At 62.6% G+C, this 15,045-nt stretch carries 12 protein-coding genes; 6 read left to right on the forward strand and 6 right to left on the reverse strand.

Annotation, left to right across the window (positions count from 1 at the left end; translation table 11 throughout):
- Positions 1 to 317: 317 nt before the first annotated feature.
- The 5 genes from AC1RAC_RS28120 to AC1RAC_RS28140 all read left to right on the forward strand — a co-directional run bounded on the left by AC1RAC_RS28120 (position 318) and on the right by AC1RAC_RS28140 (position 6,824).
- Positions 318 to 2,828 carry a TonB-dependent receptor gene (locus AC1RAC_RS28120; protein ID WP_492617174.1) on the forward strand — a complete coding sequence of 837 codons (2,511 nt, stop codon included), beginning with the start codon at positions 318 to 320 and terminating at the stop codon, positions 2,826 to 2,828.
- Positions 2,829 to 2,998: 170 nt separating this feature from the next.
- Entirely contained in the window at positions 2,999 to 4,864 is a 1,866-nt protein-coding gene (locus AC1RAC_RS28125) for a phytase (RefSeq protein WP_492617175.1), read from the forward strand.
- 47 nt (positions 4,865 to 4,911) lie between these two features.
- Complete coding sequence (tolQ, locus tag AC1RAC_RS28130; RefSeq protein ID WP_198862104.1) at positions 4,912 to 5,604, forward strand: protein TolQ; 693 nt, start codon at positions 4,912 to 4,914, stop codon at positions 5,602 to 5,604.
- 15 nt (positions 5,605 to 5,619) lie between these two features.
- Complete coding sequence (gene tolR / locus AC1RAC_RS28135) at positions 5,620 to 6,066, forward strand: protein TolR (RefSeq protein ID WP_054898666.1); 447 nt, start codon at positions 5,620 to 5,622, stop codon at positions 6,064 to 6,066.
- The gene (locus AC1RAC_RS28140; RefSeq protein WP_054898667.1) at positions 6,063 to 6,824 is read left to right on the forward strand and encodes an energy transducer TonB; all 762 of its coding nucleotides are present in this window, start codon (positions 6,063 to 6,065) and stop codon (positions 6,822 to 6,824) included. Before tolR ends, AC1RAC_RS28140 begins: the two co-directional genes overlap by 4 nt.
- Before the next feature lie 104 nt (positions 6,825 to 6,928).
- On the opposite strand, the gene AC1RAC_RS28145 is transcribed toward AC1RAC_RS28140, so the two are convergent.
- The 6 genes from AC1RAC_RS28145 to AC1RAC_RS28170 all read right to left on the reverse strand — a co-directional run bounded on the left by AC1RAC_RS28145 (position 6,929) and on the right by AC1RAC_RS28170 (position 13,803).
- Positions 6,929 to 7,876 (reverse strand): D-isomer specific 2-hydroxyacid dehydrogenase family protein, encoded by a 948-nt coding sequence (locus AC1RAC_RS28145; RefSeq protein ID WP_054898668.1) that lies wholly within the window; start codon positions 7,874 to 7,876, stop codon positions 6,929 to 6,931.
- Positions 7,873 to 9,042: an acyl-CoA dehydrogenase family protein gene (locus tag AC1RAC_RS28150; RefSeq protein WP_198791235.1), complete on the reverse strand. Its 1,170-nt coding sequence runs from the start codon at positions 9,040 to 9,042 to the stop codon at positions 7,873 to 7,875. The genes AC1RAC_RS28145 and AC1RAC_RS28150 overlap by 4 nt, the downstream gene beginning before the upstream one ends.
- A gap of 161 nt (positions 9,043 to 9,203) precedes the next feature.
- Positions 9,204 to 10,544, reverse strand: coding sequence for an LLM class flavin-dependent oxidoreductase (locus AC1RAC_RS28155; RefSeq protein ID WP_034127403.1), 1,341 nt, complete (start codon positions 10,542 to 10,544; stop codon positions 9,204 to 9,206).
- A gap of 10 nt (positions 10,545 to 10,554) precedes the next feature.
- Positions 10,555 to 11,529 (reverse strand): ABC transporter substrate-binding protein, encoded by a 975-nt coding sequence (locus tag AC1RAC_RS28160; protein ID WP_492617176.1) that lies wholly within the window; start codon positions 11,527 to 11,529, stop codon positions 10,555 to 10,557.
- Between the two features lie 82 nt (positions 11,530 to 11,611).
- The gene (locus AC1RAC_RS28165; protein ID WP_492617177.1) at positions 11,612 to 13,195 is read right to left on the reverse strand and encodes a rhodanese-related sulfurtransferase; all 1,584 of its coding nucleotides are present in this window, start codon (positions 13,193 to 13,195) and stop codon (positions 11,612 to 11,614) included.
- Positions 13,192 to 13,803, reverse strand: a complete 612-nt coding sequence (locus AC1RAC_RS28170; protein ID WP_054898673.1) for a cysteine dioxygenase family protein — start codon at positions 13,801 to 13,803, stop codon at positions 13,192 to 13,194. Before AC1RAC_RS28170 ends, AC1RAC_RS28165 begins: the two co-directional genes overlap by 4 nt.
- Positions 13,804 to 14,016: 213 nt before the next feature.
- Here AC1RAC_RS28170 and AC1RAC_RS28175 point away from each other — a divergent pair, with 213 nt between their 5' ends.
- Entirely contained in the window at positions 14,017 to 14,922 is a 906-nt protein-coding gene (locus AC1RAC_RS28175; RefSeq protein WP_096143869.1) for a LysR family transcriptional regulator, read from the forward strand.
- The last annotated feature ends 123 nt before the right edge of the window (positions 14,923 to 15,045 follow it).

Genomic DNA, 15,045 nt, shown 5'->3' on the forward strand with positions numbered 1-15,045 from the left:
CAAGAGCAAGAGCAAGAGCAAGAGCAAGAGCAAGAGCAAGAGCAAGAGCAAGAGCGGCTCGCTTCGCATCGTGGTTACCTGGGCGGCACATTCGACTTCTCTGTCGATTGAACTGCCGTCTTCGCAGGCAAGCCCGCTTGCTCCCGCATCTGACTGAGGTCATTTCAGCTCATTTATCCGCTCCAGAAGCCTGTAAACCCCGCTTTGACAGGCTCTGCCCGCAACCTTGTCACAGAACCGTCACGCCTGCCCCCTAGCGTGCCCTCCCAGTTGCCGGGCCCCTTGCCTGGCGCCAACGGATTCTTGGGGAGGGTTTCATGTACAAGCGCACCGGGCTCGTCAGCTTTACGCTTACCGCCTTGGCTCTGGCGATAGCCTGCGAGCGGCTCAACGCCGCGGAAGCGGCCACCGAGCATGTCGATGTGGTCGGCCAAGCCGCTGCGATCGACAGCGCCCTCAAGGAGCAGCGCTCTTCCGACAGTATCAAGAGCGTGGTGCATGCCGACGGCGTCGCCCAGTTGCCGGATGAGAACGTTGCCGAGGCGGTGCAGCGCTTGCCGGGCATCAGCGTTGAACGTGACCAGGGTGAAGGCCGCTTTGTCAGCGTGCGCGGCCTGGGCCCGGACCTCAACAGCGTGACCATCAACGGCACCCTGGTGCCATCCCCCGAGAGCGAGCGCCGCGCCGTGGCCCTCGATGTTCTGCCTTCGGAGTTGGTGCAGTCGCTGTCGGTGATCAAGACGCTCACACCGGACATGGACGCCAACTCCCTCGGCGGCACCGTCGATGTGAAAAGCCTTTCGGCGTTCGACCACAAGGGCCTGTTCTATACCGGCAGCACCGAGGCCAGCTACGACAAGAACACGCACCAGACCAGCCCCAAATTCTCCGGCGCCGCCAGTAACCGGTTCAGCCTCGGCGACGGTATCGACAACTTTGGCGTGGCCGCGGCCCTCAGTTGGCAGAAGCGTGATTTCGGCTCGGACAACGTCGAAACCGGCGGCGCCTGGGACTTCAGCAACGGCGCCCGGCTCAACGAATTCGAGCAGCGCGACTACGACATCAGCCGTGAACGCGCGGGTGGTGGCCTTAACTTCGATTACAAGCCCGATGACCTCAGCAGCTACTACCTGCGCACCCTCTACAGTCGCTACAAGGACACCGAAACCCGCAACGCTGCCAGCCTCGAGTTTGCAGACCCGCAAGCGCCCGGCGAATTGGGCGACGCCGAGGGCAAACGCAAGCTCAAGAACCGCGAGGAAACCCAGCAAATCCAGTCCTACGTAGTGGGCGGTGAACGCATGCTCGGCCTGTGGACCTTGAGCGGCCAGGCCGGTTACAGCCGTTCCAGTGAAGACAGCCCGGGGCATATTGCCGGTGCGACCTTCGACGGCGGTGACTTTGCCGACAGCGGCTTCTACGACACGGCCAAGCCGCGCCCGCTCGTTGGTAGCGGTTTCTACGACCCCGCCAATTTCAGCCTGGACAAAGTCGACTGGGAAAAACAGCACACCCAGGACACCGAGAAGAACCTGCGCCTGGACCTGGCCCGCGACTATGACCTCAGCGGTTACGCATCCCAGTTCAAGTTCGGCGGCAAGGTCAGCCGGCGCCACAAGGACAATGACCTGGAGGCCTGGGTCTACAAGGACCTGGATGAACAGGGCTTGAGCGATGAACAACTCAACCTAACGCAGTTCCAGAAGGGCAACGTCGACTACCGCCTCGGCCGCTTTGGCCCAGGTATCAGCGCGGGCAATATCCGTCAGTTGATCGGCGGCCTCAATCGCGATGACTTCTATGACCCGACCGAATCCACTGTCAACGACTTCACCATCCGCGAAGACATCAATGCCGGCTACCTGATGAACACCGTCGATATTGACGACTGGCGCTTCATCGCCGGTATGCGTTACGAGGGTACCGAGTTCGAAGCCAAGGGCACCGGTGCCACGGACGGCCAGTTCAGCGCCACCGAGACCAAGCGCCGTTATCACCACTGGCTGCCGGGCCTGCATGCGCGCTACCAGATTGACAAGAACACCCAAGTGCGCGCCGCCTGGACCAAATCGGTGGTGCGTCCGACCTTTGGCCAACTGGCCCCGGGTTTTGTGATTGACGATGACGAGGCCACGTTCGGCAACCCGGACCTCAAGCCTCTGGAATCAAGCAACCTGGACCTGGGCATCGAGCATTTCATGGGCCGTGCCGGTACCGTGTCGGCCTTCGTGTTCTACAAAGACATCCAGAACTTCGTCTACAACACCGACGTGGCTGGTACCGGTGCCTGGGCCAACTTCGCCGAGGCGCACACCTTTGCCAACGGCGACAGCGCCAAACTGTATGGCCTGGAACTGGCCTACTCACAGAAGTTCGACTGGCTGCCTGCGCCATGGAACGGCCTGATGATCGGTGCCAACAGCACCTTCAGCCGTTCCCGCGCGGACATCGAGGGCTTCGACAGTGCCAGCGGGCGCAATCGCAAGCGCAACATCAGCCTGCCCAACCAGTCGGACACGGTCGGCAACCTGATGCTCGGTTGGGAAGACGACACCCTCAGCCTGCGCCTGTCGGCCAATTACAAATCGGCCTATTTGTATGAGTTGGCGTCGATCAATGACAAGGCCCATGACCTGCACGTCGACGCGCAAACCTTCGTTGATTTCAGTGCGCGCTACTCACTGACCAAGAACCTGCAGGTCAGCTTCGAGGCACAGAACCTCACCGACGAGTCGTACTTCGTCTACACCGGCCACCGTAGCTACAACGGCCAGTACGAAGAGTACAGCCCCACCTACAAGTTGGGCCTGACCTTCACCCATTTCTAACCCTGGCCCCTGTAGGAGCGAGCGCGCTCGCGAAAAACTTCAACGATGACGCGGGGCGCCTGAATGAATGCGGCGCCTGGGAGTTTTTCGCGAGCAAGCTCGCTCCTACAGGGCATCAGGGCAAGCCCTCCCAAACGGGATCTCCATTGTTTTCGAAGGATTGTCTGTTCATGAGAATTTCCAAGCTGTGCCTGCTGGTCGTACTGGTTAGCAGCGCCAATGCGTTCGCCACTGACCTACCGCTGACCCCTTGGGCACCCAGCCTGAACGCCCAGGCCGTTGCCTTCCTGCCCGGCGGCACCCAGCGCGTGGCCGCCAGTGCCCGCGACGGCCTGCTGCTGCTCGACGATAAAGGCGTCGAACTGGCCCGCTTCAAAGGCCGTTTCAGCAGCCTCGACACACGCGCTGCCGGCACTCAATCGCTGATCGCCAGCCTCGATAACGACCGCCAGCAGGCCTTGCTGATCGGTCTCGATGGCGCCGGCAAAACCTGGGGTACGCCGCTGTACCTGCCGACCCGCGACTTCGCGGTAAATAGCCTGTGCCTCTATCGCGATTCGGCGGCCAACCTGTTTGTGTTTCTGGTCGGTGAAGAGGGCAAGGGCGAGCAGTGGCTGGTGGGCAATGATTCGACGCTGTTGGCCCAGGCGCAGCGTGTTCGCAGCCTGCCACTGCCGCCATCGGCGCAATACTGCCAAGTGGATGATGCGGCCGAGCGATTGGTGGTGAACGAGCAAAACGTCGGCTGGTGGGCCTACCCGGCGCACCCGGAAGCCGAGGTGAAGCGCACGCCCGTGGCGCTGTTCGACGATCCCCAGCGCGAAGCAGGCGCCATGGCCCTGGTGCCGGGCGGGATGCTCGCGTTGGACCCGAAAACCGCGCAATTGCACCTGTTCCAGCAAGTCGGGGAACGTTGGGTTGAGCAACCCAGCCTGGCCTTGCCGGGCCTCAAGGAACCGGAGCAGTTGGTGATACAGGGCCGGCAACTGCTGGTGCGGGACGACGACAGCGAGCAGCTCTATCAGGGCCGCCTTGACTGGCAAGCCACGCCGGTGCCGGTTGCGCCGATACTTGCGCAAGTCGCCGCACTGCGCCAGACCGAACCCGTGGGTCGCCAAGGCGACGCGGCGGATGACCCGGCCATCTGGGTTCACCCTGAAACGCCGGCCAAAAGTCGCGTGCTGGGGACCAACAAGAAACAGGGCCTGTTGGCCTACGATCTTGACGGCAAGCTGCTGCAGGAGCTGGCAGTGGGGCGCCTGAACAATGTCGACATACGCCCTGGCTTCAAACTCGGTACGCACACCGTCGACCTGGCCGTGGCGAGTAATCGCGACCGCAATAGCCTGAGCCTGTTCAGCATCGACCGCCAGAGCGGCGAGTTGCTTGAAGCCGGTGAGGTCCCCACGCCACTCAAGGACATCTACGGCATCTGCCTGTACCAGCCCGCCAGCGGTGAGCTCTACGCGTTCGCCAATGACAAGGATGGCACCTTCCTGCAATACCGCCTGAGTGCACCGGCTGGCCGTGTGCAGGGCGAGTTGGTGCGTCAGTTCAAGGTCGACAGCCAGCCCGAGGGCTGTGTGGCTGATGACCAGCGTCAACGCTTGTTTATCGGTGAGGAAGATGTCGGCGTGTGGGCGATGGATGCCCGTGCCGACCAACCGGCCACGCTCACTCCGGTGATCAAAGTCGGCCCGCAACTGCACGCAGATGTCGAAGGCCTGGCGCTGTATCAAAGCCCCGCGCGGGATTACCTCGTGATCTCCAGCCAAGGCAATGACAGCTACCTGGTGCTGGACGCCGAGCCGCCATTCGCTGTGCACGGCGCCTTGCGCGTTGGCCTCAATGCGGCCGCAGGCATTGATGGCGCCTCGGAAACCGATGGCCTTGAGGTCACTGCCGTCAACCTCGGCGGGCCATGGAACCAGGGCATGCTGGTGGTGCAGGACGGGCGCAAGCGCATGCCCGAGCAAGCCCAGAACTTCAAGTTCGTGCCCTGGGCCGAGGTGAGCCGCGCGTTGAAATTACCCTGAGCTGTCATCACGCAGTCATCCGTTTTTAATCGAATAGGAGCTTTACCATGCACGCGACGATGGAACATATGACGATCTGGAGTTTGATCAGCGACGCCAGCCTGTTGGTCAAGGCTGTGATGGTCACTTTGCTGCTGGCTTCCTTGCTCAGCTGGTACCTGATCATTCAGCGCAGCAGTGTACTGCGTGGTCTGGAACGGCAGCTCAACGGCTTCCTGGCGCGCTTTCGCGTGGCGTCGGACCTGCAACCCTTGTATCGCGACACCGTGCAGGCGGGCGAGGGCGGTGTGGCGCCGATCTTTATTGCCGGCATGCAGGAATACCAGCATCTGCACCACCACGATCCGGCAGTGCTCGAGGGTGTGGAGCGCGCCTTGCAGGTTGCGATCACCGACCAGGAGCTGGAGCTGGAAAAAGGCCTGCAGTTTCTGGCGACGGTGGGGTCGGTCAGCCCCTATATCGGCCTGTTCGGGACTGTATGGGGCATCATGAATTCGTTCCTCGGCTTGTCGCAGGTGCAACAGGCTACGCTATCGACCGTGGCACCCGGTATAGCAGAAGCCTTGATTGCCACGGCCATTGGCCTGTTTGCGGCGATTCCGGCAGTAGTCGCCTATAACCGCTTTGCGGCCCGCAGCCAGACTTTGCTCACGCGCTACTACGCTTTTGGCAATGAGCTGCAAGTGCACCTGCACCGCACACTGCGCGGTACCTCGAACAACCTGGCCGTGGCCGCCTGAACAAGGAGCAAAGCGATGTTGATCAGGCCGCAACGCAAGCACGGGCCCAAGGCCGAGATGAATGTGGTGCCCTACATCGACGTGATGCTGGTGCTGCTGGTGATCTTCATGGTCACCGCGCCCATGCTCACCCAGGGCGTGAAGATCGAACTACCCAAGGTCGCCGCCGAGGCGCTGGCCACCGATACGCGCCAGCAGATCCTGACGTTGTCGGTGAAGGCGGACGGTGGCTACTACTGGAACCTGGGTGGCGAGCTGGATACGCTCCAGCAGACCGACAGCGCGGTGACCCTGGAAGAAATGAGCGCCAAGGTCATGCAGGTGGTGGCGGCGCGCAGCGATACCCAGGTGTATATCCGTGCTGACGACAATGCAGGTTATGGCCGTGTAGTGGCGGCCATGGCGGTGCTGCAGAAGGGCGGCGTCAGCAATCTTGGGCTCGTCACCGAGGCCCCGCAATGACGGCGATGATCATGCACAGTCCGGCACTGGCCTTGGCGCCCAACGGCGATGGTTTATGGCGTAAAAGCCTGGCAGCGAGTCTGGCCGTGGCGCTGCATGGTGCGGTGGCAGTGGCGTTGATGCTGGGCTGGTCGACGGAGCGACCAGGGGTGGATGCGCCGCGGGTGATGCACACGCAGTTGGTGGTTTTACCCGCTCCGGCGCCGGCGCCTGTGCCGACACCCGAGCCCGTAGCTGCCGCGCTGGCAGAACCTGTTGTCATCCCGGTACCGACCAGGCCGACGGTTGATCCGCAGGTGCAGGCGCAAAAGCTCGAGAAAGCCGCGCTGGCGCGCAAGCGGGTTGAAGAAAAGAAACTCGAGCAACAACAGCAGCGCATGGCGACCGAGCAGCGCAATCGGGCGTTGGAACAGCAACGTCTGAGTCAGGAGCGTGCCGCTTCGGAAAAAGCCCGAGCCGCCGTGCCTGCGCCTACCCCTGCATTCGACAGCCGCCAGTACCAACCCTTGAGCAAGGCCGCCCCCGACTACCCCGAACGCGCCCTGGACAAGAACATCGAAGGCGACTGCTCGGTGGAGTACACCGTCAACACCCAGGGGCACGTGGAAAACCCCAAGGTATTGGAAGGCTGTCACCCGTTGTTCATCAGGCCCTCATTGGCGGCGGCCAATACTTTTCGCTACCAGCCGAGAATCGTCGATGGCAAAGCTGTTGCCGTACCGGCAGTGCGCAACACCTTCCACTACCGCATCAAATGAACTTCTCCAGCCACCTTCCCAAAACCTGTGGGAGCTGGCTTGCCGGCGATAGCGGTGGCTCAGTTGAATATTCAGTGGCTGGCCCCCCCTTTGCGGGCAAGCCGTCAGACATTCGCGAGGTTACTTAACTCAAGGCCCGCCACATACCGTTCCAGATTAGCCAGGAACGTATCCGCAATTTCCTCCTTGCTGCGGGTCGAAATAGCCGAAGTATGCGGCGACAGCCGTACCCTCGGATGGCTGTACAGCGGATGCCCATCGGGCAGTGGCTCTGGCTCGGTGACGTCGAGGGAAGCCAGGCCGATCTGGTTGTTATCCAACGCGTGCAACAGCGCTTGCTGATCGAGCAGGCCACCGCGGGCGATATTGATCAGGTGCAGCCCCGGCTTTGCGCTGGCCAGTACATTACGATCGATGATATGCCGCGTTGCTTCGGTCAGGGGGGCCGCCACCACCAGGTGATCGGCGCGGGCAAACAGGTCGTGGATGTCCTTGGCCGCTTCCACGCCATCGAGGCCGAACGGGGTTGTGCTTTGACGCAGCGCCACCACCTTGAGCCCCAGTGCCAGAGCCTTTTGCGCCAGGCTTGTGCCAATCGCGCCAAAGCCCAAAAGGCCCAGCGTGGTGCCCTTGAGCGGGCGCAGCGCGGTGAACTGCCACTGGGCATCCTTTACCCAGATGTCCGGCAAATGCTTGGCCGCGGCAAAGATCGCCGCCAGGGCGAACTCGGCCAGGTTATCGGCGGCGCTGCCACGGGAAGTGGTCACGGGTGGGCCGTTGAATAGCCACTGGGGGTAGAAGTCGATACCCGACGACACCAGGTGCACCCACTGTGCGCCGTAGGGCCAGCCCGGTGGCGGGGTGTCGGGGGCGGTGTAGCCCCGCACATTGATCGGGCGCAGCAGCAGGATATTGGCGTGGGCCGGCAAGTCACTGGGCACACCGACCGGCACGCCGATTACCTGGGCTTCGGGGTGCAGTGGGGCAAGGCGCTCCCGGATCACCTGGTTGTAATCTTCGTCCAGTTGGCTGGCAATAATCACCTGGCTCATGTGCGTTCCTTTTGGCGCTGGTTGAACACAGCTTTGCCGACGCCTTGCAGCACGGCGTCATTTTGCGGAGTGTGGATGCGGCTGCACAGCACATCGCGGTAATGCCGTTGCAGTGGGCTGTGCCGTGACAGGCCAGGGTTGCCCGAGGCTTCGATGGCCAGCTCGACCGCACGGATCGCATTGCCGGTCACCAGGTACTTCACTTGTGCGGCATTGGCCGTCGGCGTGTGGCCTGCGGCAGCAGCATCGAGCAGGCTACGGTTGGCGAACAGCAAAGTGTCGATATGGCCGACGGTCTCCTGAAAACGCGGCAGGGTGGACAGTGCCGCGCCGAGATTCGACGGCTTGCGCTCCTCCAGCCAGTCCACCAGCCGGTCTCGTGCCGCCTGGGCCACGGCGTCGTACACCGAGGACAACAACACCGACATCCAGAGGAATCCTTCGCCATCCAGCTCCGCTTGCGGGGCGCTCCAGGGGCTGACGCTGACCGCATGGTCCAGGGGCACCCATACGTTGTCCAACACCACCTCATGGCTGCAGGTGGCGCGCATGCCCAAGTGGTCCCAGGTGTCGATGATGCTGACGCCGGGGCTGGCCTTGGGCACCAGCCAGGCGCCTACCAGCGGGTCGGCGTCATCGCTGCGCGCCCACACGCTGAACCAGCTCAGGCCATGGCTGCCGGTGGAGTAGAGCTTGCGCCCACTGATACGCCAGCCGTCGGCGGTGCGCACGGCGGTGGTGGCCGGCAAACCGCCACGGGCTGGGGTGCCAAGGTCAGGTTCGACACGCAGGGCATTGATCAGCGCGCCGTTCTGCACCGCCTCCTGCGCGACCTGCACGCGCAGGTGTGCGGGCCAGCTCTGGTTGTCTTGCAGGCGGGCGTGTTGCAGGTATTGCATCACCAGGATCAATGCCGTGGACGGTTCGCCCTTGGCGATGGCGCTAATGACCTTGCGCGCCTGGGACAGGCTGGCGCCACCGCCGCCGAGTTTTTTCGGCACGGTCAGGGCGATGAGTTGGTGTTGGTGCAGGAGCTTGAAATTAGCGTGGGGGAAGGCGCCGCTTTCGTCATAGAGGGGCGCGGTACTGGCCAGCTCGGCGCTGAGATGATCAAGCAGGGCGTCGAAATCGATGGCTTCCACAGCCTTGAGAGACGGTTGAGTCATAAGTCTGTACTCGGTCAAAAATGTGGGAGGGTGGCAAGCCCTGACCCCCTTGTAGGAGCGAGCTTGCTCGCGAAAAACTCACAGGCGCCGCGTTTATTCAGGAAGTGCGCGTTATCGTGGGCGTTCTTCGCGAGCAAGCTCGCTCCTACAGGGGGTAGTATTCAGGCCAGGGCTTGTTCGGTGGCTTCGATCACGCTGTAGCGGTTCGCTGGCACTTCCAGGCCGAGGTTGTCCCGTAGGGTGTGGCCGCTGTACTCGGTACGGAACAACCCTCGCTGTTGAAGCACCGGCACCACCAACTCAGTGAAATACTGCAGGCCATCCGGCAGTACCGAGTTGATGATGAAACCATCGCTGGCGCCGCTCTCGAACCAGGTCTGGATGGCATCCGCGACCTGTTCCGGGGTGCCGACAAAGTCGCGCTGGGGCCGCGAGAAACGCAGGGCCACTTCGCGCAGGGTCAGGCCTTCGTCACGGGCCAGTTGCTTGATACGTTCGGAGCCACCTTTCTGGCTGTTGGCGCCCAGGTCGCCCAGTTCAGGGAAGGGCGCATCCAGCGGGTACTGGCTGAAATCATGGTCGTTGAACGGCCGGCCGAGGGCGACAATGGCGTCTTCCACGGTGACCAGCGCCACGGCTTGCTGGTAGCGGCTTTCCACTTCGGCGGCATCGCGCCCGACAATCGGGCGGATGCCCGGCAGGATCGACAGGCTGTCCGGGTCGCGGCCAAAGCCCTTGGCGCGGCGTTTCAAATCGGCGCTGTAGGCCTTGGCCTCATCGATAGTTTCCACATGCACGAAAATCGCATCGGCGTTTTCAGCGGCAAAGTTACGCCCATCCTCCGAAGTGCCTGCCTGGAAAATCGCCGGTTGGCCCTGGCGCGAACGCGCGATGTTCAGCGGGCCTTTGACCGAGAAGAATTCGCCCTTGTGGTTAAGCGCATGCAACTTGCCTGGGGTGAAGAATTCGCCGCTGTGTTTGTTATAGGCAAAGGCGTCGTCCTCCCAGGAATCCCACAGACCCTTGACCACATTCAGGTGTTCCTTGGCGATGCGGTAGCGCACGGCGTGGGGCGGATGCTCGGCCTTGCCGAAGTTATCGGCGGTGCCACTCAGCCACGAGGTGACGACGTTCCAGCCGGCGCGGCCGCCGCTGATGTGGTCCAGGGAGGCGAACTGGCGTGCTACCTGGTAAGGCTCGGTGTAACTGACGGTCACGGTGGCGACCAGGCCGATGTGAGTGGTCAGCGCGGCCAGGGCCGAGAGGATCGTCAGCGGCTCGAAACGGTTGAGGTAATGGGGGCTGGACTTGGGGTGGATATGCAGGCTGTCGGCGATGAACACGAAGTCGAACCGGGCGGCTTCGGCCAGTTCGGTCTGCTGCTTGTAGAAGCCGAAATTCGTGCTGGCGTCGGGTTGTGCCTGCGGGTGGCGCCATTCGCCCCAACCGTGGCCGACACCGTGCACCATGGCACCGAGTTTCAATTGACGTGGCTTGCTCATGTTCTGCTCCTTAGCGCGAGGCTTGTTCGAGGGGGATACGCTTGGCGTTGAAGCTGGAATCGAAGCCCTGGGAGACGTCGATGTGTTTGCTCAGCAGGCCTTCTTTTACATAGGTGTCGGCGGTGGTTTGCAGGCCATGGATCACCGTATCGTCAATCGTGACCGGGGAAAGATGGGTGTCTTGGGCCACTTCTATATGCACGGCCAGTGGCAGGCCAGTGATCTTGGCTTGGGCAGCGGCGTATTGCTCGGGATGGGTATTGGCCCAGGCGTAGGCGCGATCAATGCGGGCGACAAAGTCGTCCAGTTGCACGCGCTTGTCGGCAATGGCCTGGCCGGTGGCGGCGAAGTACAGGTGATTGCTCAGCAGGTGCTTGCCGCTCACCAGCACGCGAGCATTGCTCTGTGAGGTGACCACGGTGGTGTAAGGGTCCCACGTCGCCCAGGCATCGGCGGTGCCGTTGTCGAGTACCAGCCGGGATTCGGCGGGCAGCAGGAAGATGAACTGCACATCCTGGGTGGTCAGCCCGGCATCGTTCAGGGCCTTGATCGCCAGGTAATGCCCGATGGAGCCGCGCCCGGTGACGATCTTCTTGCCCTTGAGGTCGGCCGGGGTCTTGATCGGTGAATCCTTGGGCACCAGCAGCGCGGTGGTGTTACGGCCCTCGGCATGGATGATGCTGATCACCTTGATCGAGGCACCGGCGCCGAGGGCGAACACATAAGGGGCATCGCCCAGGGCGCCGACATCCACAGCGCCGGCGTTCAGCGCTTCGCCCAGGGGCGAGGCCGAGGGGAATTCCGACCATTTGATCTCGTAGGGCACGTTCTGGCTTTCGCCCGAGGCTTCCAGCAGCGCCTTGATCGTGGATTTCTGGTTGGCCACGCGCAGCGGTTGCAGGTCGCCAGCCTGGACGGTGGAAAGCAGGCCGAGGGCGAGTGCAGCGCCCAGCAACAGGCGTTTGAATGGAATGGCGTACAGCATGGGAAAAACTCCAGGCGTTAGGTAAAGGAAAGTACCTCCGCCTGGAGAAGGGGTCGGTTGAGCGAAACGGTGCAGCGGTGAATCAGATCACGTAGAAACCATGGGTGCCGTCGCGGGCCAGTTGTTCCACGAGGCCGAACTCCCAATCCAGGTAAGCCTGCATGGCCTCCCGTGGGTTGTCGGTGCCTTCGTAAGGGCGGCGGTAGCGGTCGATACGCGGGGACGCCAGGTGGCTTTCGCCTGACTCAAGGGGCAGTTGCGCATGGATCCAGCCGGCCGTGCCGTCCTGCAGCAAAAAGACCGGTTTGCCGGTGAGGGCCTCGACTTCCGGCACGGCCAGGCGCGCCAGCTGGCTGCTGCCGCAGGTCAACACATAGCGCTGGGCGCTCGGTACCTTGCTCAGGGCCTCGGGCAGTTGCGCGCGCAGCACCCACCAGGCTCCCGGGATATGACGTTTCACGTAGTTGGCGCTGGCCGTGAAGTCCAGCACCTGTGTGTCGACATGGCTGAGCCAGTCGGCAAGGGTGTGGGGGCTGATCAGTTCGGCCTGGGGCGGTGGCGGCACGGGTGCGACCCATGCACCGCGTTCGCTGAAGTGCGTGGCTTGCAGGTCGTCCAGCACCGAGACCTGCCAGCCCAACTGGGCCAGCCATGACGCGGACATATTGGCGCGCACACCGTCGTCGTCCACCAGTACCAGGCGCGCACCGCGCACACTGGCGACGTGATCGGTTTCCTGCACCAGTTGCCCGCCCGGGGTGGCGCGGGCGCCCGGCAGGTGGCCGGCTTCGAATTCTTCTACGGTGCGCACATCGAACAGGTAGGTGGTGCGGGTCGCGTCCTGTTGCCAGCGCTGCAGGTCATTGAGCGTTGCACGCTTGACCCCGGCTTTATCGGCAACACCACGTGCCTTTTGGGCGGCGAGCTGGCGATGGTTTTCCGAGGTCGGCGCAAAGCGGCGCGCCTGGCCATGGGCGAGGGTCTGCCCGGCCAAGGTCCAGCCGATGGTGCCGTTGCGCAGGGCTGCCACCGGGTTGGGGAGGCCGGCGTTAATCAACGACTGGGTGCCGATAATGCTGCGGGTGCGCCCGGCGCAATTGACGATGATGCGCGTGGCTGGATCGGGCGCCAGCTCACGGGCGCGCAACACCAACTCGGCCCCCGGCACGCTGATGCTGGTGGGGATGCTCATGGTCTGGTATTCGTCGAAACGGCGCGCATCGAGCACCACCACATCGGCCTGGCTGTCGAGCAGGGCCTTGACCTCTTCGGCGGCCAGGGACGGCGTGTGGCGCTGGTTCTCCACCAGTTCGCCAAACGCCTTGCTGGGTACATTGACGTCGATAAACAGCTCGCCACCGGCCCGGCGCCAACCGTCCAGCCCATCCTCCAGCAGGCTGACCTGGGTGTAGCCCAGTGCAACCAGGCGTTCGGCGGCGCGGTGGGCCAGCCCTTCGCCGTTGTCGTACAGGGTGACCTGGGTATCGCGGCGTGGAATGCGCGCGTACACCTCCAGTTCCAGCTTGGACAAGGGGATATTCGCGGCGAACAGAGGATGGGCCTCGGCAAAGGGGGCTTCCTCACGCACGTCGATCAGCGCGACTTCTTCACGTGCCAACAGGGCCTGGCGAATCTGCGCAAAGCTGCGGGTCGATAGGGTGGTCATAGGGCAGGGCTCTTTTCTTTGGACAGGTCCCAGATGTTCGGGAGATAGGCGTTGGAATAACCGGAGATAAACAGTTTCTCGCTGCCGTCGGGTTGATACACCGCCCGACGCACCGCACCGATATTGGCGCCGTATACATGGATGCTGATGGACACCTGATCGCCGTGGGCATTGCTGACCTGGTGGATATCGCCGACCTTGGGCGACACTGCCTCGACCTGGCCCGGCAGCAATTGCACGGGTTCGCCTCGCGCTATCAGGCTGGCGCCCGGCGCCCGGGCAAACCCCTGGGAAACCTCCGCCCCGCGCAACATGCCGATCAGACCCCACACCCTGTGATCATGAATCGGCGTGCGTTGCCCTGGCCCCCATACAAAGCTGACCACGCTGAACCGCTGGCGCGAATCGGCATGCAGCAAGAATTGCTGGTAGCGCTCGGGGTCGGGCTGGGCGAACTCGTCGGGCAGCCAATCATCGTGGCTGACCAGTTGCGCCAGCAGCTTGCCGCCACGGTGCAGCAGGTCGCCTTCACGCGGGTTGCCGTCGATCAATTCCGCCAGGGCGCCTATGAAGGCTCTGAGTCTCTCGGGGTGTCGGGCCTGGGTCATGACCATTCCATCGGGCTGTTGGTATGCTTTTATCTAAGCATAATGTTTATTTTTAATATGCTATTTTTTAATGATTAGCTTATAGCCGGAGGTAATTTAGAACCGGTTTGAATAGTGTTAGACGTTATTGATCACTGGCTGGGCTATCCAGACCTGTGTGCGGCCACTATGCTTCACGCACATCTTAATGACTGATCTGTATGTGCGGCCCAAATGAAAATTGACGATATCGATGCCTTTGTCGAAGTGATTCGTTGCCAGTCCATCAGCCATGCCGCCGCGTCGTTGCAGCTGACCCAGCCAGCCATCACCCGCCGCGTGCAGAACTTCGAGCAGGCCCTGGGAGTGGAGTTGTTCGACCGCAACACCAAGCCCCTCAAGCCAACGCTGATCGGTACCCGTGTCTATGAGCAATGCCGGTTGATCCTGCGCGAGATGGATGCCCTGCGCGAACTGGTGGCTACCGATGCGCCGCCCACCGGCGTGCTGCGCCTGGGCGTACCGCAGACCATCGGCGATGTGGTGCTGCTGGACGCACTCAAGCACCTGCGCAGCGAATACGCCGACTTGCGCGCCCAGGTTGCCACCGGCTGGGGCAGCCAATTGGTCGGCAAGATTGAACGCGGCGAACTGGATGCGGCGGTGGCGTTGTTCCCCGCAGGCAAGATCTTCCCGGACAACCTGGTCGGTGAGTCCATCGGCAAGATGGAGTTGGTGGTGGTCTGTGCCAAGGCGCAGTTGCCGAAGAAGCCTTGCAAGCTGGCGGACGTGTACCAGAGCGGTTGGATCCTCAACCCGGACGGTTGCGGGTTCCGTGCGGGGTTGCAGCGCACCTTGTCTGACCAGGGCCTGGCGCTGCGGGTGAACCTGGAAACCTTCGGCACCGAACTGCAACTGGGCCTGGTGGCCGACGGCCTCGGCCTTGGCCTGGTGCCACGTCCGTTGCTGGAACGCAGTGCTCATCGCGAGCACCTGGCGGCGATGCCCCTCAAGGACTTCAAGCCGGTGATGGATTTGTGGCTGATCTATCCGCATTTTCTCGGCAACCTGCAAGGGCCGGTGGATGCGTTTGGTCAATGGGTGGCGGATGCTTTGCGCAAGATCCGCAGCGCTGCCTGACGCCCTGCCAGCCGACATTTACCTACCTGACACCCCGCAATCCAACTGTGGGAGCTGGCTTGCCTGCGAAGACGGCCTGACAGTCAACACAGTTGGACCGTGTACATATCCATTCCTGCGGTA

It is taken from the genome of Pseudomonas sp. GW823-FHT02F05 (genome assembly GCF_058797315.1).